Source organism: Bradyrhizobium sp. (genome assembly GCF_035935975.1).
Taxonomy (GTDB): Bacteria; Pseudomonadota; Alphaproteobacteria; order Rhizobiales; family Xanthobacteraceae; genus Bradyrhizobium.
Genome location: NZ_DASYWN010000024.1, coordinates 1 through 20,851, shown reverse-complemented (window position 1 = coordinate 20,851; position 20,851 = coordinate 1). Strand labels below are relative to the sequence as shown.

24 protein-coding genes are annotated in these 20,851 nt (G+C 63.9%); 16 read left to right on the top strand and 8 right to left on the bottom strand.

The features are described from left to right. Positions 1 to 20: 20 nt before the first annotated feature. Both VGR99_RS11860 and VGR99_RS11855 read right to left on the bottom strand, forming a co-directional pair. Positions 21 to 863: an IclR family transcriptional regulator gene (locus VGR99_RS11860; RefSeq protein WP_326898850.1), complete on the bottom strand. Its 843-nt coding sequence runs from the start codon at positions 861 to 863 to the stop codon at positions 21 to 23. A gap of 197 nt (positions 864 to 1,060) precedes the next feature. Then, positions 1,061 to 3,190, bottom strand: a complete 2,130-nt coding sequence (locus VGR99_RS11855) for an acetate--CoA ligase family protein (protein WP_326898553.1) — start codon at positions 3,188 to 3,190, stop codon at positions 1,061 to 1,063. Positions 3,191 to 3,539: 349 nt separating this feature from the next. On the opposite strand from VGR99_RS11855, the gene VGR99_RS11850 reads away from it, so the two are divergent. The 5 genes from VGR99_RS11850 (at position 3,540) to VGR99_RS11830 (ending at position 8,227) form a co-directional block, all read left to right on the top strand. Then, positions 3,540 to 4,235 (top strand): GntR family transcriptional regulator, encoded by a 696-nt coding sequence (locus tag VGR99_RS11850; RefSeq protein ID WP_200495029.1) that lies wholly within the window; start codon positions 3,540 to 3,542, stop codon positions 4,233 to 4,235. A gap of 60 nt (positions 4,236 to 4,295) precedes the next feature. Further along, the gene (gene oxc / locus VGR99_RS11845) at positions 4,296 to 6,029 is read left to right on the top strand and encodes an oxalyl-CoA decarboxylase (RefSeq protein WP_326898552.1); all 1,734 of its coding nucleotides are present in this window, start codon (positions 4,296 to 4,298) and stop codon (positions 6,027 to 6,029) included. Between the two features lie 64 nt (positions 6,030 to 6,093). Next, on the top strand, positions 6,094 to 7,371 hold the full coding sequence (gene frc / locus VGR99_RS11840) for a formyl-CoA transferase (protein WP_326898551.1): 1,278 nt from the start codon (positions 6,094 to 6,096) through the stop codon (positions 7,369 to 7,371). Positions 7,372 to 7,815: 444 nt separating this feature from the next. Beyond that, positions 7,816 to 7,998, top strand: coding sequence for a hypothetical protein (locus VGR99_RS11835; RefSeq protein ID WP_326898849.1), 183 nt, complete (start codon positions 7,816 to 7,818; stop codon positions 7,996 to 7,998). 4 nt (positions 7,999 to 8,002) lie between these two features. Continuing rightward, entirely contained in the window at positions 8,003 to 8,227 is a 225-nt protein-coding gene (locus VGR99_RS11830) for a DUF6894 family protein (RefSeq protein ID WP_326898550.1), read from the top strand. Positions 8,228 to 8,270: 43 nt separating this feature from the next. Here VGR99_RS11830 and VGR99_RS11825 read toward each other — a convergent pair whose 3' ends face one another. The 3 genes from VGR99_RS11825 to VGR99_RS11815 form a co-directional block, all read right to left on the bottom strand. Beyond that, on the bottom strand, positions 8,271 to 8,495 hold the full coding sequence (locus VGR99_RS11825) for a hypothetical protein (protein WP_326898549.1): 225 nt from the start codon (positions 8,493 to 8,495) through the stop codon (positions 8,271 to 8,273). A gap of 53 nt (positions 8,496 to 8,548) precedes the next feature. Beyond that, positions 8,549 to 8,794, bottom strand: coding sequence for a transcriptional regulator (locus tag VGR99_RS11820; RefSeq protein ID WP_326898548.1), 246 nt, complete (start codon positions 8,792 to 8,794; stop codon positions 8,549 to 8,551). Positions 8,795 to 8,975: 181 nt separating this feature from the next. Beyond that, positions 8,976 to 9,185 (bottom strand): cold-shock protein, encoded by a 210-nt coding sequence (locus VGR99_RS11815; RefSeq protein ID WP_326898547.1) that lies wholly within the window; start codon positions 9,183 to 9,185, stop codon positions 8,976 to 8,978. A 435-nt stretch (positions 9,186 to 9,620) separates the two neighbouring features. Here VGR99_RS11815 and rpsU point away from each other — a divergent pair, with 435 nt between their 5' ends. The 3 genes from rpsU to VGR99_RS11800 all read left to right on the top strand — a co-directional run bounded on the left by rpsU (position 9,621) and on the right by VGR99_RS11800 (position 10,522). Further along, positions 9,621 to 9,923 carry a 30S ribosomal protein S21 gene (gene rpsU, locus VGR99_RS11810; protein ID WP_326898546.1) on the top strand — a complete coding sequence of 101 codons (303 nt, stop codon included), beginning with the start codon at positions 9,621 to 9,623 and terminating at the stop codon, positions 9,921 to 9,923. A 168-nt stretch (positions 9,924 to 10,091) separates the two neighbouring features. Further along, positions 10,092 to 10,289, top strand: coding sequence for a hypothetical protein (locus VGR99_RS11805; RefSeq protein WP_326898545.1), 198 nt, complete (start codon positions 10,092 to 10,094; stop codon positions 10,287 to 10,289). Continuing rightward, positions 10,286 to 10,522 (top strand): hypothetical protein, encoded by a 237-nt coding sequence (locus VGR99_RS11800; protein WP_326898544.1) that lies wholly within the window; start codon positions 10,286 to 10,288, stop codon positions 10,520 to 10,522. Before VGR99_RS11805 ends, VGR99_RS11800 begins: the two co-directional genes overlap by 4 nt. A 117-nt stretch (positions 10,523 to 10,639) precedes the next feature. Here VGR99_RS11800 and VGR99_RS11795 read toward each other — a convergent pair whose 3' ends face one another. After that, positions 10,640 to 11,599, bottom strand: a complete 960-nt coding sequence (locus tag VGR99_RS11795) for an alpha/beta hydrolase family protein (protein WP_326898848.1) — start codon at positions 11,597 to 11,599, stop codon at positions 10,640 to 10,642. Between the two features lie 123 nt (positions 11,600 to 11,722). Between VGR99_RS11795 and VGR99_RS11790 the strand changes: the two genes are divergently transcribed. Together VGR99_RS11790 and VGR99_RS11785 are read left to right on the top strand one after the other, a co-directional pair. After that, a complete protein-coding gene (locus VGR99_RS11790) occupies positions 11,723 to 12,412 on the top strand; it encodes a hypothetical protein (protein ID WP_326898543.1) in 690 nt (229 codons plus the stop codon). Positions 12,413 to 12,559: 147 nt separating this feature from the next. After that, complete coding sequence (locus VGR99_RS11785; RefSeq protein ID WP_326898542.1) at positions 12,560 to 13,003, top strand: SRPBCC family protein; 444 nt, start codon at positions 12,560 to 12,562, stop codon at positions 13,001 to 13,003. Between the two features lie 193 nt (positions 13,004 to 13,196). Here VGR99_RS11785 and VGR99_RS11780 read toward each other — a convergent pair whose 3' ends face one another. Beyond that, the gene (locus VGR99_RS11780) at positions 13,197 to 14,525 is read right to left on the bottom strand and encodes an Hsp70 family protein (protein ID WP_326898541.1); all 1,329 of its coding nucleotides are present in this window, start codon (positions 14,523 to 14,525) and stop codon (positions 13,197 to 13,199) included. 332 nt (positions 14,526 to 14,857) lie between these two features. Here VGR99_RS11780 and VGR99_RS11775 point away from each other — a divergent pair, with 332 nt between their 5' ends. Next, positions 14,858 to 14,995, top strand: coding sequence for a hypothetical protein (locus tag VGR99_RS11775; RefSeq protein WP_220009704.1), 138 nt, complete (start codon positions 14,858 to 14,860; stop codon positions 14,993 to 14,995). A 246-nt stretch (positions 14,996 to 15,241) separates the two neighbouring features. Further along, positions 15,242 to 16,528, top strand: a complete 1,287-nt coding sequence (gene oxlT / locus VGR99_RS11770) for an oxalate/formate MFS antiporter (protein WP_326898540.1) — start codon at positions 15,242 to 15,244, stop codon at positions 16,526 to 16,528. Positions 16,529 to 16,604: 76 nt separating this feature from the next. Here the strand turns inward: oxlT (VGR99_RS11770) and VGR99_RS11765 are convergent, their stop codons facing one another. Then, positions 16,605 to 16,802: a hypothetical protein gene (locus VGR99_RS11765; protein WP_326898539.1), complete on the bottom strand. Its 198-nt coding sequence runs from the start codon at positions 16,800 to 16,802 to the stop codon at positions 16,605 to 16,607. Between VGR99_RS11765 and oxlT (VGR99_RS11760) the strand changes: the two genes are divergently transcribed. From oxlT (VGR99_RS11760) to VGR99_RS11745, 4 genes are all read left to right on the top strand, one after another. Continuing rightward, positions 16,789 to 18,111 (top strand): oxalate/formate MFS antiporter, encoded by a 1,323-nt coding sequence (gene oxlT, locus VGR99_RS11760; RefSeq protein WP_326898538.1) that lies wholly within the window; start codon positions 16,789 to 16,791, stop codon positions 18,109 to 18,111. The two genes, VGR99_RS11765 and oxlT (VGR99_RS11760), sit on opposite strands and share 14 nt — an antisense overlap. 180 nt (positions 18,112 to 18,291) lie before the next feature. Further along, entirely contained in the window at positions 18,292 to 18,720 is a 429-nt protein-coding gene (locus tag VGR99_RS11755; RefSeq protein WP_326898537.1) for a CBS domain-containing protein, read from the top strand. Positions 18,721 to 18,842: 122 nt separating this feature from the next. Then, positions 18,843 to 19,862, top strand: coding sequence for a 2-dehydropantoate 2-reductase (locus VGR99_RS11750; protein ID WP_326898536.1), 1,020 nt, complete (start codon positions 18,843 to 18,845; stop codon positions 19,860 to 19,862). A gap of 11 nt (positions 19,863 to 19,873) precedes the next feature. Continuing rightward, positions 19,874 to 20,647, top strand: coding sequence for a fumarylacetoacetate hydrolase family protein (locus VGR99_RS11745; RefSeq protein ID WP_326898535.1), 774 nt, complete (start codon positions 19,874 to 19,876; stop codon positions 20,645 to 20,647). The last annotated feature ends 204 nt before the right edge of the window (positions 20,648 to 20,851 follow it).

Below are 20,851 nucleotides of genomic sequence, written 5' to 3'. Positions count from 1 at the left end.
GCGACAGCGCCTGTTCTCCGTCAGCCTGATTTAGGCATCACCCCGCCGAGTGCGAGCGTCAACTCGCCCGCGACTTCGCGCACGATCTGGCCGATTTCAGGCAGTCTATCGTCGGTCAGGCGGCTGGTCATGCCCGAGACCGAAATCGCCGCGAGCGGCTCGGCGCAGTCGTTGTAGACCACTGCGGCAATACAGCGCAGGCCCATACAGGCCTCTTCATCGTCGAGCGCAAAACCCTGCTTGCGGATCTTTTCGAGCTCCTTGAACAGGTCGCTCGGCCGTACGATCGATTTCTCGGTCAGGCGCGGCATGCCGTGATGGCGGATGACCGCGCCGACCTCCTCGTCGGAATAGGTCGCGAGCACCGCCTTGCCGACCCCCGACGTCACCATGGCGACGCGCCCGCCGACCTGGGTCAGCGAGCGCATGATCTCGCGGCTCTCCATGCGGGTCAGCACGATGATGAATTCATCGTCGACGACAGCGAGATTCGCGGTCTCGCGGGTGAGGTCGCGCAGCTTGCGCAGATATGGAATCGCCTGGGTGGAGAAATTGCGCCGCCGCGCAAAGCTCGCACCCACGGTAAAACTGCGCACGCCGACATGCCATTTGGATTCGGCGCGGTCGAACTGCACGAAGCGGCGGCTTTCCAGCGTCGCCAGCAGGCGATGTACGGTGGAGGCCGATAGCCCTGTGCGGACGGCGAGATCGCTGAGGCGATAGCCTTCGTCGTCCTCGGCCAGTGTTTCGAGGATCGACAGCGCGCGGTCGACCGACTGCACGCCGCCATCGCGGGTCTCAGGCTCATGGTCGGCCTCGGTTTTCGGCTCGACGGTCCTGCGGCGGATCACGTTTTTCCTCATCGCGACCTGCATTCGTTCTTCTTCCCCTCTCCCCGCTTGCGGGGCCGCGACGAGCCTCGCTCGCGCTAGGAGGGTCAGGGTGAGGGGGAGTCTCTGCGGCGACAGTAGCAGTTAGACTCGCGGAGAGTCCCCCTCACCCGGAATTTGCGGCGCAAATTCCGGCCTCTCCCCGCAAGCGGGGAGAGGCGAACACAGTCTCAGAGCAGCCCTGCCCCGCGCGCCCACTTGTACTTGGCGCCGAGCACCTCGACCGGCAGCTCGGTCGAGTAGGCGTAGGCCGGGATGCCGTTCTGGTAGAGATATTCGGCGGCTTCCTCGACCTCGACGTCGCCGGCGAGCGAGGCGACGATCGGCTTCACGAAGCCCTTGGCCTCCATCTCCTTCTTCACCTCGACCATGTTGCGGGCGAACACCATCGGCGGCGTGACGATGGTGTGCCAGTAGCCGAGGATCAGCGAGTGGATGCGCTCGTCCGACAGGCCGAGCTTCACCGTGTTGACGTAGGTGATCGGGGGCTCGCCGCCGGTGATATCCACAGGATTTCCGGCCGCGCCGAACGGCGGGATGAACTTGCGGAAGGCCGCATCGAGATCCGGCGGCATCGACATCAGCGACAGTCCGTTATCGACGCAGGAGTCCGACAGCAGCACGCCCGAACCGCCGGCGCCGGTGATGATCAGCACGTTCTCGCCCTTCGGCGTCGGCAGCACCGGCACGCCGCGGGCGAATTCGAGCAACTGACGAAGCGAGCGGGCACGGATCACGCCCGACTGCGCCAGCACGTCCTCGTAGATCTTGTCGTTACCGGCGAGCGCGCCGGTGTGCGACGAGGCCGCCTTCGCGCCGGCTGAGGTGCGGCCGGCCTTGAGCACGACGACCGGCTTCTTCTTGGAGACGCGCTTGGCGGCTTCCGCGAAGGCGCGGCCGTCCTTGAGGTCTTCGCAGTGCTGCGCGATCAGGTTGGTGTTCGGATCCTGCTCGAAGAAGGCGAGCAGATCGTCCTCGTCGATGTCGGACTTGTTGCCGAGGCCGACGATCGCGGAGACGCCCATCTTGGCAGAGCGCGAGAAGCCGATGATGGCCATGCCGATGCCGCCCGACTGCGACGACAGCGCCGCGTGGCCCTTCACGTCGTAGGCCGTGCAGAAGGTCGCGCAGAGATTCGCTGGCGTATAGTAGAAGCCGTAGATGTTCGGCCCCATCAGGCGGATGTCGTACTTCTTGCCGACCTCGACGATCTCGGCCTGCAGCTCCGGCGCGCCGGCTTCAGCAAAGCCCGAGGGAATCAGCACCGCACCGGGGATTTTCTTCTCGCCGCATTCGGTCAGCGCTGCAGCGACGAATTTTGCGGGGATCGCAAACACCGCGGTGTCGATCACACCCGGCACGTCCTTGACGCTCTTGTAGGCCTTGTAGCCGAGGATCTCCGCGGCCTTGGGATGGATCGGATAGATGTCGCCCTTGTAGCCGCCGTTGATGAGGTTCTTCATCACGGAGTTGCCGATCTTGCCGTCCTCGGCGGAGGCGCCGACCACGGCGACCGCCTTCGGCTGCATGATGCGGCTCATCGCGGCGACGATCTCTTCGGTCGGGCGCGGCTTGGGCTTCGGCTTGTAGGCGAAGTCGACGACGATGCGGACGTCGGCGGCGATCGCGCTCTTTGCCGTCGCGAACACCGGGTTGAGGTCGAGCTCGACGATTTCAGGGAAATCGGTGACGAGCTGCGAGACCTTGACGATGACGTCGGCGAGCGCCGTGCGGTTCACCGGCTCGCCGCCGCGGACGCCCTTCAGGATCTCGTGGGCCTGGATGCCGTCGAGCATCGAGAGCGCGTCTTCCTTGGTCGCGGGCGCGAGGCGGAAGGTGATGTCCTTCAGCACCTCGACCAGCACGCCGCCGAGGCCGAAGGCGACCAGCTTGCCGAACGAGCCGTCGGTGATCGAGCCGACGATGACCTCGGTGCCGCCGGCCAGCATCTGCTGCACCTGGACGCCTTCGATCTTGGCATCGGACTTATATTTCTTGGCGTTGGAGAGGATGGTCTCGTAGGCCTTCTCGGCATCCTCGGCCGTCTTGAGGCCGACGATGACGCCGCCGGCTTCGGTCTTGTGGAGAATGTCCGGCGAGACGATCTTCATCACCACCGGGAAGCCCATCGAGGAGGCCATCTTGCCGGCCTCGCCCGCCGACCTGGCCACGCCCTCCTTCGGCACCGGAATGCCGTAGGCGTCGCAGACCAGCTTGCCTTCCGGCGCCGTCAGGCTGGTGCGGTTGTCCGCCTTGACCTGGTCAAGCACTTTGCGGACGGCATCTTTGGAATTGGACATGTGGCTTCTCCCTTGACCTCAGTTCGTTCTTTTCAAAGCGCGCGCATGTTGCGGCTGCCCGTGAATGCTTGCCATTCGCCGCGCTCTGTTCCATGTCGCGGAACGGAGTGGCATAAAGCCGAGATTACTCCGCCGCCTTGGATCAAAAATGGCTGGCGATGGCATTTGGTATGCCAGAAGCCAACTTGTCAAGCTACTGCATGCTTTAGAACGCCGCAAAAAATAGGCAGCTTGACATTCTGGCATGTGGTATGCCAAAAACTTTCCCGTTAATAATCGGGTAAAAGACGACTCCCACTGGAGGAGATTCGTCGTGTCACTGCGGAAACCAACCAAGGCGTTGCCGAACATGGCCGAGGCAGATATCGCAATCGTTCGTATTGCCCCGGAGAGCAGCTTCAAGAACAAGGCGTATGACGCCTTGAAGGAAGCCATCCTCAAGATGGACATCTATTCGACGCCCGAGCCGGTGATGCTCGACGAGCGCGCGTTGTCCGAACGTCTGGGTGTCAGCCGCACGCCGATCCGCGAAGCCATCGCGATGCTCGAGCAGGACGGTTTCGTGAAGACGGTTCCGCGCCGCGGCATCATGGTGGTGCGCAGGACCAAGAGCGAGATCGTCGACATGATCCGCGCCTGGGCGGCGCTGGAAAGCATGGCTGCGCGCCTCATCACCACCACCGCGCGCAAGAAGGACATCACCGCGCTGCGCGATTACTTCAAGGACTTCGGCAAGGACCGCCTGCCCGAGGATCACGTCGAGGAATATTCGCGCGCCAATATCGCCTTCCATCAGGCGCTGATCTCGCTGTCGGAATCGCCGGTGCTGGTCGACCTCACCAACGACCTGCTGCTGCACGTGCGCGGCTACCGCCAGCTCACCATCGGACGCAAGGACCGCACCGCGACCTCCCTGCCCGAGCATCTCGCCATGATCGAGGCGCTGGAAGCGCGCGACACCGAGCTCGCCGAGAAGCGCGCCCGCGACCACACCCTTGGCCTTGCCGCTTACGTCGAAGCGCACGGCCAGGAACTCTTCACCTAGCAACCTTCACCAGAAGGGCGAAAAACTCGCCCCAGTATTGAGACCAGGGAGACAAGGCCCATGCTGAACACCGCGACCAAGTCCGAAGCACCGGGCACCGAGCAGGAACTGACGGATGGCTTCCATCTCGTCATCGACGCGCTCAAGCTGAACGGCATCAACACCATCTATAATGTGCCGGGCATCCCGATCACGGATTTGGGCCGCATGGCGCAGGCCGCCGGCATTCGCGTGATCTCCTTCCGCCACGAGCAGAACGCCGGCTACGCCGCAGGCATCGCCGGCTATCTCACCAAGAAGCCCGGCGTCTGCCTCACGGTGTCCGCGCCCGGCTTCCTCAACGGTCTCACCGCGCTCGCGCACGCGACCACCAATTGCTACCCGATGATCCTGATCTCCGGCTCCTCCGAGCGCGAGATCGTCGACCTCCAGCAGGGCGACTACGAGGAGATGGACCAGCTCGCGATCGCCAAGCCGCTGTGCAAGGCGGCCTATCGCGTGCTGCATGCCCAGGACATCGGCATCGGTTTCGCCCGCGCCATCCGCGCCGCGGTCTCGGGCCGTCCCGGCGGCGTCTATCTCGACCTGCCGGCAAAACTGTTCGGCCAGGTGATGAACGCCGATGCCGGCCAGAAGTCGCTGGTCAAGGTGATCGACGCAGCTCCCGCGCAGATCCCCTCGCCCGCTTCGGTCAAGCGCGCGCTCGACGTGCTCAAGGGCGCAAAGCGCCCGCTCATCATCCTCGGCAAGGGCGCGGCCTACGCGCAGGCCGATGAGGAGATCAAGAACTTCGTCGAGAAGAGCGGTGTGCCGTTCCTGCCGATGAGCATGGCCAAGGGCCTGCTGCCCGACTCGCATCCGCAATGCGCCGGTGCGGCGCGTTCGACGGTGCTGAAGGACTCCGACGTCGTCATGCTGATCGGCGCGCGGCTGAACTGGCTGCTCTCGCACGGCAAGGGCAAGAGCTGGGGCGAATCGCCGAAGAAGTTCATCCAGGTCGACATCGAGCCGCGTGAGATGGACTCCAACGTCGAGATCGTCGCGCCCGTCGTCGGCGACATCGGCTCGGTCGTCTCCGCCTTCAACCAGGCGATGGGAACGGGCTGGACTGCCCCGCCCGCCGAATGGACCAAGGCCATCGTGACCAAGCGCGACGAGAACGTCGCCAAGATGGCGCCGAAGCTGATGAACAACAAGTCGCCGATGGACTATCACGGCGCGCTCGGTGTGCTGAAGAACGTCATCAAGGATCACCCCGAGGCGATCCTCGTCAACGAAGGCGCCAACACGCTCGACCTCGCCCGCGGCGTCATCGACATGTACCGCCCGCGCAAGCGTCTCGACGTCGGCACCTGGGGCGTGATGGGCATCGGCATGGGCCAGGCGATCGCGGCGGCGCTCGAGACCGGCCACCCCGTGCTGGCGGTGGAAGGCGACTCGGCCTTCGGCTTCTCCGGCATGGAGGTCGAGACCATCTGCCGCTACAATTTGCCGATCTGCGTCGTCATCTTCAACAATGACGGCATCTATCGCGGCACCGACGTCAACGGCGCCAACGCCGATCCCGCGACGACCGTGTTCGTCAAGGGCGCGCGCTACGACAAGATGATGGAAGCCTTCGGCGGCGTCGGCGTGAATGCGACCTCGCCGGACGAGTTGAAGCGCGCCGTCAACGAGGCGATGGCGTCGCGCAAGCCGACACTCATCAACGCGGTGATCGATCCGGCTGCAGGTTCCGAGAGCGGCCGCATCGGCAACCTCAATCCGCAAAGCGTTCTGCAGAAGAAGAAGTAAGTCCACCCCTCAACCCTTATTCCCTGCCGGGTGCAGGGGCAGACACAGAGTACGGAGCAACATAATGACCAAAGCGCTCGAGGGCGTTCGCATTCTCGACTTCACCCACGTCCAGTCCGGACCGACCTGCACGCAGCTGCTCGCATGGTTCGGCGCCGACGTGATCAAGGTGGAACGCCCCGGCGTGGGTGACATCACCCGCGGCCAGCTGCAGGACATCCCGAACGTGGACAGCCTGTATTTCACCATGCTCAACCACAACAAGCGCTCGATCACGCTCGACACCAAGAACCCCAAGGGCAAGGAAGTCCTCACCGAGCTCATCAAGAAGTGCGACGTGCTGGTCGAGAACTTCGGCCCCGGCGTGCTCGACCGCATGGGCTTCCCCTGGGAGAAGATCCAGTCGATCAACCCGAAGATGATCGTCGCCTCGATCAAGGGCTTCGGCCCTGGCCCGTACGAAGACTGCAAGGTCTATGAGAACGTCGCGCAGTGCACCGGCGGCGCCGCCTCCACCACCGGCTTCCGCGACGGTCTTCCGCTCGTCACCGGCGCGCAGATCGGCGACAGCGGCACCGGCCTGCATCTGGCGCTCGGCATCGTCACCGCGCTCTACCAGCGCACGCATTCGGGCAAGGGCCAGCGCGTCACGGCTGCGATGCAGGACGGCGTGCTCAACCTCGCCCGCGTCAAGCTGCGCGACCAGCAGCGCCTCGCCCACGGTCCGCTCAAGGAATACAGCCAGTTCGGCGAAGGCATTCCGTTCGGCGATGCCGTGCCGCGCGCCGGCAACGATTCCGGCGGCGGCCAGCCCGGCCGCATCCTGAAGTGCAAGGGTTACGAGACCGATCCCAACGCCTACATCTACTTCATCACCCAGGCCCCGGTCTGGGAGAAGATCTGCGACGTGATCGGCGAGCCCACCTGGAAGACCGATCCGAACTACGCCAAGCCGGCCGCCCGCCTGCCGCGCCTGAACGAGATCTTCGCCCGCATCGAACAGTGGACGATGACCAAGACCAAGTTCGAGGCGATGGAAATCCTCAACAAGGACGACATCCCCTGCGGACCGATCCTGTCGATGAAGGAAATCGCCGAGGACCAGTCGCTGCGCGCGACCGGCACCGTTGTCGAGGTCGATCATCCCACCCGCGGCAAATACATCTCGGTCGGCAACCCGATCAAGCTGTCGGACAGCCCCTCCGACGTCACGCGCTCTCCGCTGCTCGGCGAGCACACCGACGAGATCCTGCGCGCGGTGCTCGGCTTCTCGGATCACCAGGTCGCCGATATCCACAAGTCCGGCGCGCTCGACCCGCCGCAGAAGCAGGCCGCCGAGTAAGCGACACTGCCTCGATCAAGACGAAAGGGCCGCCCTCGGGGCGGCCCTTTTTGCATGCGCAGTGTCGTGTGATGGCAGGCCAAAACCAAAAAGTCGAAAAACAACCCCATGCACAGTAGCCAACCCATTGGCTGCCAATGAATTTCGTATTTAGCGAATTTATTTTGACTCGTCGGGCAAAACAGGGGTATGATGCCATCATCCGAAACAGCGCATGTTCTGTCCCACACGGCACCGGCTCGCACGACGCCCGGAGCGATCGATGCCGATTTAAGGCTGTCTCCAAGGAACAGACGAGATGTCGCCCCGTTGTTCCCTGCACCGGCGCGCCGCGGAATCGCAGGCGGCCATCCAACGACAACAAGTCGATCGTTACCCGCCCGCGAGCCGACGCCGGGTCTGGCGCGTTTCGAGATCGCGCCTGTTCACCCAATCGAGGTCAAGATGATGAGAGATCATCCCGAGTCCCGGGCTCTGCGGGAGGCCCATAAAGCGTTCAAGCCGGTCGAAACGAAGAAGCCGATGACCGACTATGCGAAGACGCAGCAATCCCTTCACGAAAATCGCGAGCGCCTGAAAGCCGAACGACTGGCCCGAGAGGCCAAGCAGGGAAAGCGCCCCAGGTAAGGGAATGCCGGTGCCGCATTATTACTTCGACATCAGGGACGGCAACGCACTCTCTGTGGACGAAGAGGGGCTGACCCTGGCGAACCGGAGGGCTGCCGAGATCGAGGCCGCGCTGTCGCTTGCCGATTCCGCCAAGGACCTTCCGCCGTCCGCGAGCGGGCGCGGTCTGGCCATCGAGGTGCGCGACGCCGACGGTCTGATCTTTCGAGCGGCATTTCTCGTCGCCTGAAGATCTTTCCGGAAAACCGCTGCGCACTTTTCCGGATCATGCCTCAGAGCATCGAGAGGACGACGACTCCGTCTTCGAGCTCGCCCGAGGCGAGGCGCGCCCGTGCGATACGCTCGAACTCCGTCCGGTATTTCTGGAGATAGCTGAAGGCCTGCTTCTGCGTCGCAAAGGTCGTCGCGAGACGGCACATCTGCCGGCCGGCGCCGTGTGCGAGAAAGAAGGTGATCGTGCCGCCGCCATCCGGCTTGATCCTAGGCACGAGCCGCACTCTTTTGCATGTGAAGTGCCCCCTCGAAATGATCGCCGCGCCGTTGAAGCCGGCTACCGCGGCGGCTTCCTCTTGCGCTTCTTCAATGCCGGCTCCGGCGGCGAAGATGCACGAAGATCGGCGTCCGCCGCTTCCCTGGCTTCACGCAGCTCTCGAAGCCGCGCCATGTTCTTGCGAACGTCGATCGCCTGCCTCTCGACATCCGCGATCGCCTGCGCGCCTTCTGCAGCCGCCAGACGCTGACGCTCCGAGCGCGCGATGGCTTCGGGTGACGGTTCGGCCGACTTCCTCGCGTTCATCTCTTCGCGCTCATCTTTTGGCGCTCATCTCTGATCCCTGCCCGGCAAACGGACAAAACCCGCTCAATCCCAGGGATCGAGCGGGTCGCATGGCCGTTTCAGTACATCCGTGAAACGGCACTTGAACAACAACCTGAAGCGCGATGACCATTCGTCGGGTTCTCATCGCGCCTTCGAGAGCTCAGACCAGCGAGAGATTCTCGGCGCTGACCTTGCCCCGCATCTTGTCGGTCTTGGTCTCGAAATTGACCTTCTGGCCCTCGGCGAGACCCGCAAGACCGGCCCGCTCGACTGCGCTGATGTGAACGAACACGTCATTGCTGCCGTCGTCGGGTTGAATGAATCCAAAGCCCTTCTGGCCGTTGAACCACTTCACAGTACCTGTTGCCATTCTTCTTCTCCAAAGCGCATAGACGCGCATTCCGCGTGACGCTCACGCAGATCGTTTCAATTCGTCGATGTCTCTGGAAAAGGAGCCCGCGGGCGCATTCAACAAGGCACAGCGGCTGAACGAACACAGTCAAGCTATACCTCGCCATCGGCATTAGCAAGGCTTCGGGCAGATTTAATCGGGCCGTGGCCTCCGTGGAACCTTTGCCGGTTTGAGGACTCAGACCTCAAGGCAGTTCACGCGAGGCGGACGGAGCTTCGCGAGCCTCGATTTGACATCTGCAGCCAATTCGCATCACCTCGACGAACGCAGCCGCGCGACCATGTCGGATCGACGTCATCGCGGCTCCTGCTTCCCACGATCCAATCATCCCTGCGCACGCGGCTGTCGCGCAGTCCTGGTCGACCAAGGCAGCCTCAACACAGGGAGCCGCCGATGCAGGTTTTCGTCCGCGACAACAATGTCGATCAAGCACTGCGCATATTGAAGAAGAAGATGCAGCGTGAAGGCCTCTTCAAGGAGATGCGTCGCGCACGCTTCTACGAGAAGCCGTCGGCTGCGACGGTGCGACGGAAATCCGACGCCGTGCGGCGCCTGCGAAAGCTGGCGCGGAAGCAGGCCATTCGCGACGGACTGATCGTGGTCAAGCCGAAAAAGCCGATCGCGACCGGCAACAAACGGGGCATCGCAACATCGAGCTCACCAGTCCGGCAGAATGTGGAAGTACCACTGAGGTAGTTTGCAAACGCCGAGACTCGGAAAGTTCCGCGCGATCAGGGTGTCTTTGTGAACATACATGCTGCGGATTCGTGGTATGGTTCGTGATCACCGCCCGGCCCGTGGCTTCCACCGGTGATGAGAACGCCAATTGCGCTCCCGCCCTGTCCGAAACCAGGGAGCTTCGCCATGAAACACCGTCACTTCGAACAAGCTCGATCGCTCGAGGAGCGGCTGGTCGACGACATCAATCGTCTGCGCGAAGAGGCGCGCATGCTTCCTCCAAGCCCTCGCCGCGACATGTTGCTGCGCAGGGCGCAGCAGGACGAGACAACGATGCAGATCGATGCGTGGCTCAGCTCTCCTGGCCTGAGAGCGCCGACATGACGCTGCAGTATCGCGCTTATCTCCTTGGCGCGAACGGCATCTTCCAGTCCGCCGAGGCTTTCGAGGCGGCCTCCGATGCCGCCGCGCTCATCCATGCGCAGAAGTTCGCGTTGCGCGGCAATGTCGAGGTGTGGCAGCTCGACCGGAAGATCGCGCTGCTGACGGCGGCACTGGTCGAAGGCGCAGGCAAGACCTCCATCGAACGTGCTTCGCGTCGCATCGATCTCAGCTGAGGTCTCACCCCGGGCCGGTGCGGCCGGAGGATCATGGCCCGAGCCTCACCTCGCTGCCATCGGCGAGCGTGATCGCATCGCAGCCTCCGCGGTTCACACGTCGTCGCTTCGCAATGCTCAGTGCTCTCCGAGCTGCTCACGAAAATACTTCACCACCGCAGCGTTGAACTCGCGGTGGAAGCCTGCCCTGTCGAACCTCGCGGGCACGTCGGTACAGATGCGTGGGATGGCTGCCGCAAGCTCGGCGGAGCACGGCGCGAGGAACGCGAAGTGTCCGGCCGGGACCACATGGATTTCCGGCTTGCCCGGCAACCACTCGGCGACGCGCGCTATGGGCGAACCGTCGCCGACGCCGGGGCCTCCTAACTGCGAGCGCCAGAACTGGAAAGGAAGCTTGACCGCGGCAAGATTTTCCCGTGTCAGGACGATCGGCGCGGGGTCGACGATGACCGCCGCGCGGATGCGCGCATCCTGCGGCGGATTGGGCGGCGCCTCTCCGTTGTGAAGCTGGACGCAAGCCGGCATCGTCTCGTTACAAAAGCGGGCAAGCGCGGTGAAATCCGGCTTGGTCCCCATCAGCGCCAGGCCGGTATAGCCGCCGAGCGAAAAGCCGAAGAAGCCGACCCTGGCGGGATCGATCACCGCTCGATCCTTCCAGTCGTTCAGCACAAAATCGAGCAGGCGGATCATGTCCGCCGGCCGCGATCCCCAGACCGACAGGGTGTCGCGCCGCGAGGAGTCGTTGAGGGAGTCGCCGGGATGATTGATGGCGGCGACGACAAAGCCGGCATCGGCCAGCGCCTCCGCGGTGTCGTGGTGCTGGCCGAAAAATCCGCCTCGACCGTGCGAGAAGACAATCAGCGGCAGCTTCGCACCCGTGGCCGGACAATCTCTGACGCCCTTCAGGTCGAAATCGACCCCGCCCGAGAGACGTCCAAGCGCCACATGCGCCGGCTCTGCCGCACACGGATACCAGATCGCGCCTGACAGTGCCGGATCGGATTCGAGAAGCTGAATGCCCGCAGCCTGCGCGGGTGAGCCAAGGCAGCAGAGTGTAACGGCGAAAGCCCAAAGCATCCTGCGCACGGAAGTCCCCCCGATTTCGCGCAGGAGTTGAGCGGGAAACGAGAGCGAAATTGTGGCTTCGGTTGATCAGGCGCGCGTCCTGACGCAATCTGCCGGAAAACGGGGGAGGTCAGCATGTCACTGCTGGGCAAGGCAGCCGTCGCGATGTGGTGGACGATCCGCCCCGAGCAGCGCGCGGAGTTCGGCGACTGGCACTCGCACGAGCATTTTCCGGAGCGCATGAGCATTCCCGGCTTCCGGCGGGGATCGCGCTGGACCAGCACTGATGATGCCGATGGCTTTTTCGTGCTCTACGAGCTCGAACAGTATGACGTTCTCACGTCGAAGGGCTATCTCGACCGGCTCAATGCACCAACGCTTTGGTCGACCAAGATGATGCCGCATCATGTCGGCATGGTCCGCAGCCAGTGCCGGATCGTCGCGAGCTTTGGCGGCGGCGTCGCGACCTCGCTCGCCACCATCAGGCTCTCGCCGGAGAGCGGACGCGAGGCGGAGTTGCAGGCCCATCTTGCGGAGACGCTGGCAGGATTGGCGCAGAAGCCGGGACTGACAGGCGCCCACCTCCTCCTGACCGACACGCCGCGGACGAGCGCGCCCACGACCGAGCAGCAGATCCGCGGCAGGGACGGTGCGGCCGACTGGATCGTGCTGCTGTCCGGCTACGATCCTGACGCGGTTGACGCTGTGATCGCCGGTCAGCTCTCACCGTCATCGCTGCAGACGGCAGGCGGCCGCGAAGACCCGATGACCGGCCGCTACAGGCTGGGGTTCACGATGACGTCGCAGGATGTGGCCGCGGCCTGACGGATCGATCGCCGGCGGTTCCGGCGGCTCTTCTTTATTCGCTTTATTTGCGATGCGATGTCGGATCGGCGGCACCTCGTTCGTCCTCGGCGCATGAAGGGGCAACAGACGTTAATGTCGGGCCCATCAGTTCACAGGGAAACGAACATGCCGAGCACTGTCCGCCTGCACCGCGTTCTCGCCACCAGCCCGCAGAAAGTCTACCGCGCCTTCATCGAGGCGGACGCGCTTGCAAAGTGGCTGCCGCCGAACGGCTTCACCTGCACCGTCCACCATCTCGAGCCCAAGGTCGGCGGCACGTTCAAGATGTCGTTCCGCAATTTCACGACGGGCAACAGCCACTCGTTCGGCGGCGAATATCTCGAGCTCGTTCCCGGCGAACGGCTGCGCTACACTGACAAGTTCGACGATCCCAATCTGCCCGGCGAGATCCAGGTGACTGTGATCCTGAAGAAGGTGTCGGTCGGCACCGAGGTGGACATCACGCAGGCGGGCATTCCCGACGTCATCCCGCCGGAGGCCTGCTATCTCGGCTGGCAGGAATCGCTGCGGAATCTGGCGAAGCTGGTCGAGCCCGAGATCAATCAGTAAGAGCGGAATGACCTGGCGCGCAGCCTTTGCGCGGCCATCCTTCGAGACGCCCGCTTTGCGGGCTCCTCAGGATGAGGAGGGAGGGCGCGGCCGCAATTTCAGCGGGCGCCGATGCTGCTTAGCCTCATCCTGAGGAGACCGCGAAGCGGTCGTCTCGAAGGACGAGGCGCGCACTCAAATCGCGCAAAAAGGCCTACATGCCCTTCGGCTTGAGCCCGCCATCCGCGGTCCACTTGTCCGGCTCGGGACTGTGTCCGATCAGCGCGAGGCCGTAGGCGATCGACTCGAACTGGTCGCCCGACATCAGCCGCTCGTTGCCGAAGCGATCGGCGAACAGTTTTCGCACGGCGGGCACGAAGGAGGTGCCGCCGGTCAGGAACACCTTCTCCACCTCGCGCGCGGTGATGCCGGCTTCGCCCAGCACCTTGTCGACGGTGGCGCCCAGCCGGGCGATGTCGTCGGCAATCCAGGATTCGAAATTCTTCCGGGGAATGGCCGCGCCGATGTCGACGCCGCCGCCCTTGAAGCGGAAGTCGACCTCGTCGTGGCCCGACAGCGCGACCTTGGCATCGGACACCGCGCGGTACAGCGAGAAGCCGAGGTCGAGATCGACGATGGTGATGAAGTCCTCGAGCAATTCCGGCTTCAGCGCGGTGCGCGCCAGCTCGCGGAGCTCGCGCAGATCGCCGTTGCTCTTCATCATCGCGAGCTGATGCCAGCGCGCGAGGTTGGTGTAGTGGCCGCTGGGGACCGGCAGCACCTTGTCGAACGAGCGGAAGCTCGAGCCCTTGCCGAGCCGCGGCGAGACGACGTGGTCGACTATACGATAGTCGAACGTATCGCCGGCAATGCCGATACCGGCGTGACCGAGCGGCTCGGCGCGCAGCGTGCCGCCCGCGCGCGAGAAGCGCATCACCGAGAAGTCGCTGGTGCCGCCGCCGAAATCCGCCACCAGCACGGTCGCATCGCGCTCCAGCCGGCGCGCAAACGAGAACGCCGCGCCGACGGGCTCGTAGACATAGCGCGCGTGGCCGGCCCCCAAACGCTCGAACGCGGCGCGGTAGCGCTGCATCGCCAGCGCCTCGTCGGGATTGCCGCCGGCGAAGCGCACGGGACGGCCGACCGTGATGTTGGACGTCTCGAAGCCGAACTTCTCGCCGCCATGACGCGCCAGCGTGCGCAGGAACGCCGCCAGGATGTCCTCGAACTTGAAGCGCTGCCGGAACACCTGGGTGGTCTGGAAGCTCGAGCTCGCGGCAAAGGTCTTGAACGACTGGAGGAAGCGGTAGACGTGGCGGCCTTCGAGGAACGTCTCGATCGCCCACGGGCCGCCTTCGGCCTGGGCGCCGGCGCCCGGCCGGTCCTCCCAGAAGCAGAGCGCCGAGACGTAGACGCTGTGGCGCTGTCCACCATGGTCGAAACGGATGGCCTCGACCCGGCGGTCGTCCGCCGCAAGCGCGACGACCGTGTTGCTGGTCCCAAAATCGATGCCGATCGAGACGGCGGGCGAGGCGCTCGACATGAACCACTCTGACAGTTGATTGGAAAAGGGGGCGAACCACTAACGTTTTTGCACTGCGGTGCCAACCCCGCTCCGGCGGGTTCCAGTCGGAATTCGCTTGGTTCCTGCGATTCCGGGCCCGTTTTGGCGCTGGATGGAGGCTTTTTCGCCGGCATCGCGTCGCCTCAGTGGCCGTTAAGGCCGAACCGGCCCCGTTAACGCAGCATTATGCTGCAATGCGAGATGGCGAATGCTGCTATGCAATGGCATGCATAGACAGTGGCATCTGGTATACATAGATTGGCTTCCGAAATGAGACAGCAATACTGACTGTCTCGGGAAAGGAAATTCAGATGTCCAAGACCGCCGCCGTCGCCCTCGCCCCCTCCGCCTCGCTGTTCGCCCGCTTCATGGCTGCAGTCGACCGCTTCCTGATGGCCAGCGCCGAGATCTCGAATCACAACGGCGACCTGCCGCGCTTCGGCCTGTAAGCAGGCGATTCCCGATCGCGGGAACGACGCGCCGGTTTTAGAACCGTCAACATGCTACTTTTGATGAATGGCCCCGCAGCGCGGGGCCATTTCTACTTGTGCTGTCCCTGAGTCACAGCCGCAGCCGGGCAAGGTCCTGCGGCATTTGCGCACGGTGACCGGACCAGCGCTTGAACCTTGGCATAATGAATACAAGAATGCCTCTCCAGCGCTCGCATAAAAATTAGAGGCGCCACGGGAGGCTTTATGACGGACATGGTGCAGGCAACGGCCCCTACAGCCGCGCGCGTTAGCGACACGTATCGCTGGGCGCAATTGGCGATCGGTGTAGCGGCGATGGTGATGATCGCCAATTATCAATACGGCTGGACGTTCTTCGTCCCCGACATCCAGAAGAAGTTCGGCTGGGATCGCGCATCGATCCAATGGGCCTTCACGCTCTTCGTGCTGTTCGAGACCTGGCTCGTGCCGGTCGAAGGATGGTTCGTCGACAAATACGGCCCGCGCATCGTCGTGCTGATCGGCGGCATTCTCTGCGCCCTCGGCTGGACTATCAACGCGCAGGCGACCTCGCTCAACGGCTACTATCTCGGCATGATCATCGCGGGCATCGGCGCCGGTGGCGTCTACGGCACCTGCGTCGGCAACGCGCTGAAGTGGTTTCCGGACAAGCGCGGTCTTGCGGCCGGCATCACCGCCGCGGGCTTCGGTGCAGGCTCCGCACTGACCGTCGCGCCGATCCAGGCCATGATCAAGGACAGTGGCTTCCAGACCACCTTCCTCTATTTCGGCCTCGGACAAGGCATCGTCATCTGCATCCTCGCCTTCTTCCTGCTCGCGCCGAAGCCGGGCCAGGTGCCGGCCGTGGTGGCGAACGCCGCGCTGGTGCAGACGCGTCGCAACTACCAGCCGACCGAGGTGCTGCGTCAGCCGATCTTCTGGCTGATGTACTTCATGTTCGTGATCGTCGGCGCCGGCGGCCTGATGGTGACGGCGAACCTGAAGCCGATCGCGGTGGACTGGAAGGTCGACAGCGTTCCGGTCACGCTGATGGCGGTGACGATGACGGCGGTGACGTTCGCGGCGACGATCGACCGCGTGCTCAACGGCCTGACGCGTCCGTTCTTCGGCTGGATCTCCGACATGATCGGCCGCGAGAACACGATGTTCATCGCCTTCGGCATGGAAGGCTTCGGCATCTGGATGCTCTACCTCTGGGGCCACGATCCGGTTTGGTTCGTGCTGCTCTCGGGCTTCGTGTTCTTCGCCTGGGGTGAGATCTACTCGCTGTTCCCCTCGACCTGCACCGACACGTTCGGCGCCAAGTTCGCGACCACCAATGCCGGCCTGCTCTACACCGCGAAGGGCACCGCCGCGCTGCTGGTGCCGATCGCCAACTACATGCAGCAATCGTCGGGCACATGGGACAGCGTGTTCATCATCGCAGCCGGCGCCAACATCCTGGCTTCGGCACTGGCGATCGCGGTGCTCAAGCCCTGGCGCAGGATCGTGGTCGCCAAATCGACCGCCTGACGCGCGACGAGCTCCTTCAAGCAACGACGCCCGGCCTCACGGCCGGGCGTTTCGTTTTTGCAGAACGCGTGCCCCGCTACCGCTGACGTCGGGGAACCCACGCACTTTTCTTGCGGCGCATCACAAGATTGGGCTTGCGTTCTGGAATATGGTATACCAATGTCCCCGCCGCGCTTGCGACGATAAGCCACAATATTTGCGACACCGGGTCATCTTGCAATCCCAGGTCGCAATCAATCAGGCGCGTTGGGAGGTTGTTGATGATTTCCAGCACGGATGGCGCCGTCACGGCCGCGCCGCTTCGCACAGGTTTCCGTTGGCTCCAACTCGCGATGGGCATCGTCTGCATGGCGATGATTGCCAACCTGCAATACGGCTGGACGCTGTTCGTCGATCCGATCGATCACGAGTACCATTGGGGTCGCGCCGCGATCCAGCTCGCTTTCACCATTTTCGTCGTCACCGAGACCTGGCTGGTGCCGGTCGAGGCCTGGTTCGTCGACAAATACGGCCCGCGCATCGTCATCATGTTCGGCGGCGTGATGATCGCGCTCTCCTGGATCCTCAACTCCTACGCCAACTCGCTGGCCCTGCTCTACACGGCGGCCGTGGTCGGCGGCATGGGCGCGGGCGCGGTGTATGGAACCTGCGTCGGCAACGCGCTGAAATGGTTCCCTGACCGCCGCGGCCTCGCCGCCGGCGCGACCGCCGCCGGCTTCGGCGCCGGCGCTGCGCTCACCATCGTGCCGATCGCGACCATGATCGCCTCGAGCGGCTATCAGCACGCCTTCCTCGTCTTCGGCATCGGCCAGGGCGTGATCGTGTTCGTGCTCGCCTTCTTCATCCAGCCGCCGCGGCTCTCGATCCCGCCGAAGAAGAAGCAGCTCAACCTGCCGCAGACCAAGATCGACTTCACCCCGCCGCAAGTGCTGCGCGCCCCTATTTTCTGGGTGATGTATCTCGTCTTCGTCATGGTCGCTTCCGGCGGCCTGATGACCGCGGCGCAGATCGCCCCGATCGCGCACGACTTCAAGATCGCCGACACGCCGGTCACGCTCGCCGGCTTCCAGATGGCGGCCCTGACGTTCGCGATCTCGCTCGACCGCATCTTCGACGGCTTCGGCCGCCCGTTCTTCGGCTTCGTGTCCGACACGATCGGCCGCGAGCACACCATGTTCATCGCCTTCGGCACCGCCGCGGTGATGCTGCTGACACTGTCGGCCTACGGTCACATTCCGATCGTGTTCGTGCTGGCGACCGCGATTTACTTCGGCGTGTTCGGCGAGATCTACTCGCTGTTCCCGGCGACCTGCGGCGACACGTTCGGCTCGAAGTTCGCGACCACCAACAACGGCATGCTCTACACCGCGAAGGGCACGGCATCGCTGCTCGTCCCGCTCGCCAGCGTGATCTCGGCCGCCTATGGCTGGAAGGCCGTGTTCGTGGTGGCGGTGGCGCTCAACGCGACGGCGGCGCTGATGGCGCTGTTCGTGATCAAGCCGCTGCGCCGCTCCTTCATCCTCGGCAAGGAAGCCGAGAGCGAGAGCAACGCGACGGCCAACGCCAAGACCGAGACGGCGTAAGGCGCCACACGCCTGTCCATCGGTCAGAAAGGGGCGCAGCGATGCGCCCCTTTTTCTTTTGCCGCGACGACAAACGTCAGCATCGCTGTCGCAAGAATTTTCGGATCAGCCAAATCCAATGCTTGACGATTGGCATTATGTATACCACATTTCCCTCATCGTTCACCCAGGGAGGTTGCCATGCTGGTCGGAGACATTCTGCGCAAGAAGACGCCGCGCGTTGTCACGGTGCGAATGAACGAAACGGTGGGTATCGCCGCCAAGCTGATGCGCGCGAACAACATCAGCGCGCTGGTGGTCAAGGACGTGGTCCGCTCGGAAGGAAACACCGCGGTCGGCATGTTCACCGAGCGCGACGTGGTGCGCGCGGTCGCCGAGCACGGCGCCAACGCCATCAACGTGAAGGTCTCGCAGCTCGTCTCGGTGCAGCAGCTCGTGTCCTGCGCGTCGAGCGACACGATCGAGCACGTCCGGCATTTGATGAACCGTCATCACATCCGCCACCTGCCCGTGATCGACGATTACAGCCTCGTCTCCGTCATCAGCATGCGCGACATCGCCGCTGCCGTTGACGAAGCGATCAACGGCGCCCCGCAAGCAGCCGCCTGAACTAAAGCGCATCGCGCTTTAGAGCATAACACTTCCCCTGCGACTACCGGCCCCGGCTCGGACCCTTCCGAGCCGGACCGGATCCTTCGTCCCAAAATCCGGTCACTGCTCGCGAGGATTTCATGAAGATCTGCATCTACGGCGCCGGCGCGATCGGCGGATATCTCGGGGTTCAGCTCGCGCGCGCTGGCGCCGACGTCAGCCTGGTCGCCCGCGGCGCGCATCTTGCCGCCATGCGCGAGCGCGGCCTGACGCTGCTCGCGGGCGAGGAGAAGCACACCGTGCATCCGCGCTGCACCGACGATCCCGCCGAGCTCGGCGTGCAGGACTACATCATCATCACGCTGAAGGCGCATTCGATCACCGGCGTGATCGAGAAGATGCAGCCGCTGCTCGGGCCGCACACCCGCATCGTCACCGCCGTCAACGGCATCCCCTATTGGTACTTCTACAAGCACGGCGGCCAGTACGAGAACTCGACGCTGGAGAGCATCGATCCCGGCGGGCGGCAGTGGCGCGAGATCGGCGCCGAGCGCGCCATCGGCTGCATCGTCTATCCCGCCACCGAGATCGAGGCGCCCGGCGTGATCCGCCACGTCTACGGCAACAATTTTCCGCTCGGCGAGCCCTCCGGCGAGATCACTTCCGACGTGCAGCGCCTCGCCGACCTCTTCGTCGCCGCCGGGCTGAAGGCGCCGGTGCTCGACCGCATCCGCGACGAGATCTGGCTCAAGCTGTGGGGCAATGTCTGCTTCAACCCGATCAGCGCGCTGACCCATGCAACCCTCGACGTGATCTGCACCGATCCGTCCACCCGCGCGCTGTCGCGCGCGATCATGGTGGAGACGCAAGGCATCGCCGAGACCTTCGGCGTCAAATTCCGCGTCGACGTCGAACGCCGCATCGAAGGCGCCCGCAAGGTCGGCGCACACAAGACCTCGATGCTGCAGGATCTCGAGCGTGGCCGCCCGATGGAGATCGACCCGCTCGTCACCGTGGTGCAGGAGATGGGCCGCCTCACCGGCATCGCCACGCCCGCGCTCGACTCGGTGCTGGCGATGGTGACCCAGCGCGCCCGCATCGCCGGCCTCTATGACGGCGTCTCCGCCCCGAACGATCCTCGCGCACTGGCGGTGGCGTGATGGCGGGCGAGATGAAACAATGGCTGCGTTTCCGCCATGCCGGCGCGACCGGCTTCGGCACGCTGACCGCATCTGATATCAGCGTGCATGAAGGCGAGATGTTCGGCCGTAATGCCGCGACCGGCAAAACGCTGGCGGTGTCGGAGGTCGAGCTGCTGGCGCCTTGCGCCCCCAGCAAGATCGTCGCGCTCTGGAATAACTTCCATGCGCTCGCCGCGAAGCTCAACCAGCCCGAACCGCCGGAGCCGCTTTATCTGCTCAAGGCCACAACCACGATCACGACGCCCGGCGCCGTGATCCGCCGTCCCTCCTATTACGACGGCAAGACCACCTATGAGGGCGAGCTCGGCATCGTCATCGGCAAGACCTGCGCCCGCGTCTCGCCTGACGAAGCGGACAGCTTCATCTTCGGCTACACCTGCGTCAACGACATCACCGCGAACGACATCCTGACCAGCGACCCGACTTTCCCGCAATGGGCCCGCGCCAAGGGCATCGACGATTACGGCCCGTTCGGCCCCGTGATCACGACCGGCCTCGATCCGGCGAAGCTCGTGGTGCGCACCATCCTCAACGGGGCGGAGCGGCAGAACTATCCGATCTCGGACATGATCTTCACCGCCCAGCAATTGGTCAGCAAGATCTCCCATGACATGACCCTGCTGCCCGGCGACCTCATCGCGGTCGGCACCTCGGTCGGCGTCGGCGTGATGAAGGAGCCGGTGAACACGGTGACCGTCGCGATCGACGGCATCGGTGAGCTCACGAACGAGTTTCGGCTGTAGCCGAGGGCGTGGTGCCGTAGCCCGGATGGAGCGCAGCGCAATCCGGGACCGACGTTTCGATGCGCTGGAGTGCACCCCAAAAGTGAGACAAGAAAAACCGGGGACAGTTCTCTAAAGGAGAACGGATGCCCAACAAATCTCCCCGTAAGTTCGATCGAGAATTCAAGCTTGAGGCGGTCCGCCGACTATTGGCGGGCGAGACAG

Excerpts from the sequence above, each read along its gene's own strand:
- VGR99_RS11860 (WP_326898850.1), bottom strand. The coding sequence starts at position 863 with ATGAGGAAAAACGTGATCCGCCGCAGGACCGTCGAGCCGAAAACCGAG.
- VGR99_RS11855 (WP_326898553.1), bottom strand. The coding sequence starts at position 3,190 with ATGTCCAATTCCAAAGATGCCGTCCGCAAAGTGCTTGACCAGGTCAAG.
- VGR99_RS11850 (WP_200495029.1), top strand. The coding sequence starts at position 3,540 with ATGGCCGAGGCAGATATCGCAATCGTTCGTATTGCCCCGGAGAGCAGC.
- oxc (WP_326898552.1), top strand. The coding sequence starts at position 4,296 with ATGCTGAACACCGCGACCAAGTCCGAAGCACCGGGCACCGAGCAGGAA.
- frc (WP_326898551.1), top strand. The coding sequence starts at position 6,094 with ATGACCAAAGCGCTCGAGGGCGTTCGCATTCTCGACTTCACCCACGTC.
- VGR99_RS11835 (WP_326898849.1), top strand. The coding sequence starts at position 7,816 with ATGATGAGAGATCATCCCGAGTCCCGGGCTCTGCGGGAGGCCCATAAA.
- VGR99_RS11830 (WP_326898550.1), top strand. The coding sequence starts at position 8,003 with ATGCCGGTGCCGCATTATTACTTCGACATCAGGGACGGCAACGCACTC.
- VGR99_RS11820 (WP_326898548.1), bottom strand. The coding sequence starts at position 8,794 with ATGAACGCGAGGAAGTCGGCCGAACCGTCACCCGAAGCCATCGCGCGC.
- VGR99_RS11815 (WP_326898547.1), bottom strand. The coding sequence starts at position 9,185 with ATGGCAACAGGTACTGTGAAGTGGTTCAACGGCCAGAAGGGCTTTGGA.
- rpsU (WP_326898546.1), top strand. The coding sequence starts at position 9,621 with ATGCAGGTTTTCGTCCGCGACAACAATGTCGATCAAGCACTGCGCATA.
- VGR99_RS11805 (WP_326898545.1), top strand. The coding sequence starts at position 10,092 with ATGAAACACCGTCACTTCGAACAAGCTCGATCGCTCGAGGAGCGGCTG.
- VGR99_RS11800 (WP_326898544.1), top strand. The coding sequence starts at position 10,286 with ATGACGCTGCAGTATCGCGCTTATCTCCTTGGCGCGAACGGCATCTTC.
- VGR99_RS11795 (WP_326898848.1), bottom strand. The coding sequence starts at position 11,599 with ATGCTTTGGGCTTTCGCCGTTACACTCTGCTGCCTTGGCTCACCCGCG.
- VGR99_RS11790 (WP_326898543.1), top strand. The coding sequence starts at position 11,723 with ATGTCACTGCTGGGCAAGGCAGCCGTCGCGATGTGGTGGACGATCCGC.
- VGR99_RS11785 (WP_326898542.1), top strand. The coding sequence starts at position 12,560 with ATGCCGAGCACTGTCCGCCTGCACCGCGTTCTCGCCACCAGCCCGCAG.
- VGR99_RS11780 (WP_326898541.1), bottom strand. The coding sequence starts at position 14,525 with ATGTCGAGCGCCTCGCCCGCCGTCTCGATCGGCATCGATTTTGGGACC.
- VGR99_RS11775 (WP_220009704.1), top strand. The coding sequence starts at position 14,858 with ATGTCCAAGACCGCCGCCGTCGCCCTCGCCCCCTCCGCCTCGCTGTTC.
- oxlT (WP_326898540.1), top strand. The coding sequence starts at position 15,242 with ATGACGGACATGGTGCAGGCAACGGCCCCTACAGCCGCGCGCGTTAGC.
- oxlT (WP_326898538.1), top strand. The coding sequence starts at position 16,789 with ATGATTTCCAGCACGGATGGCGCCGTCACGGCCGCGCCGCTTCGCACA.
- VGR99_RS11755 (WP_326898537.1), top strand. The coding sequence starts at position 18,292 with ATGCTGGTCGGAGACATTCTGCGCAAGAAGACGCCGCGCGTTGTCACG.
- VGR99_RS11750 (WP_326898536.1), top strand. The coding sequence starts at position 18,843 with ATGAAGATCTGCATCTACGGCGCCGGCGCGATCGGCGGATATCTCGGG.
- VGR99_RS11745 (WP_326898535.1), top strand. The coding sequence starts at position 19,874 with ATGAAACAATGGCTGCGTTTCCGCCATGCCGGCGCGACCGGCTTCGGC.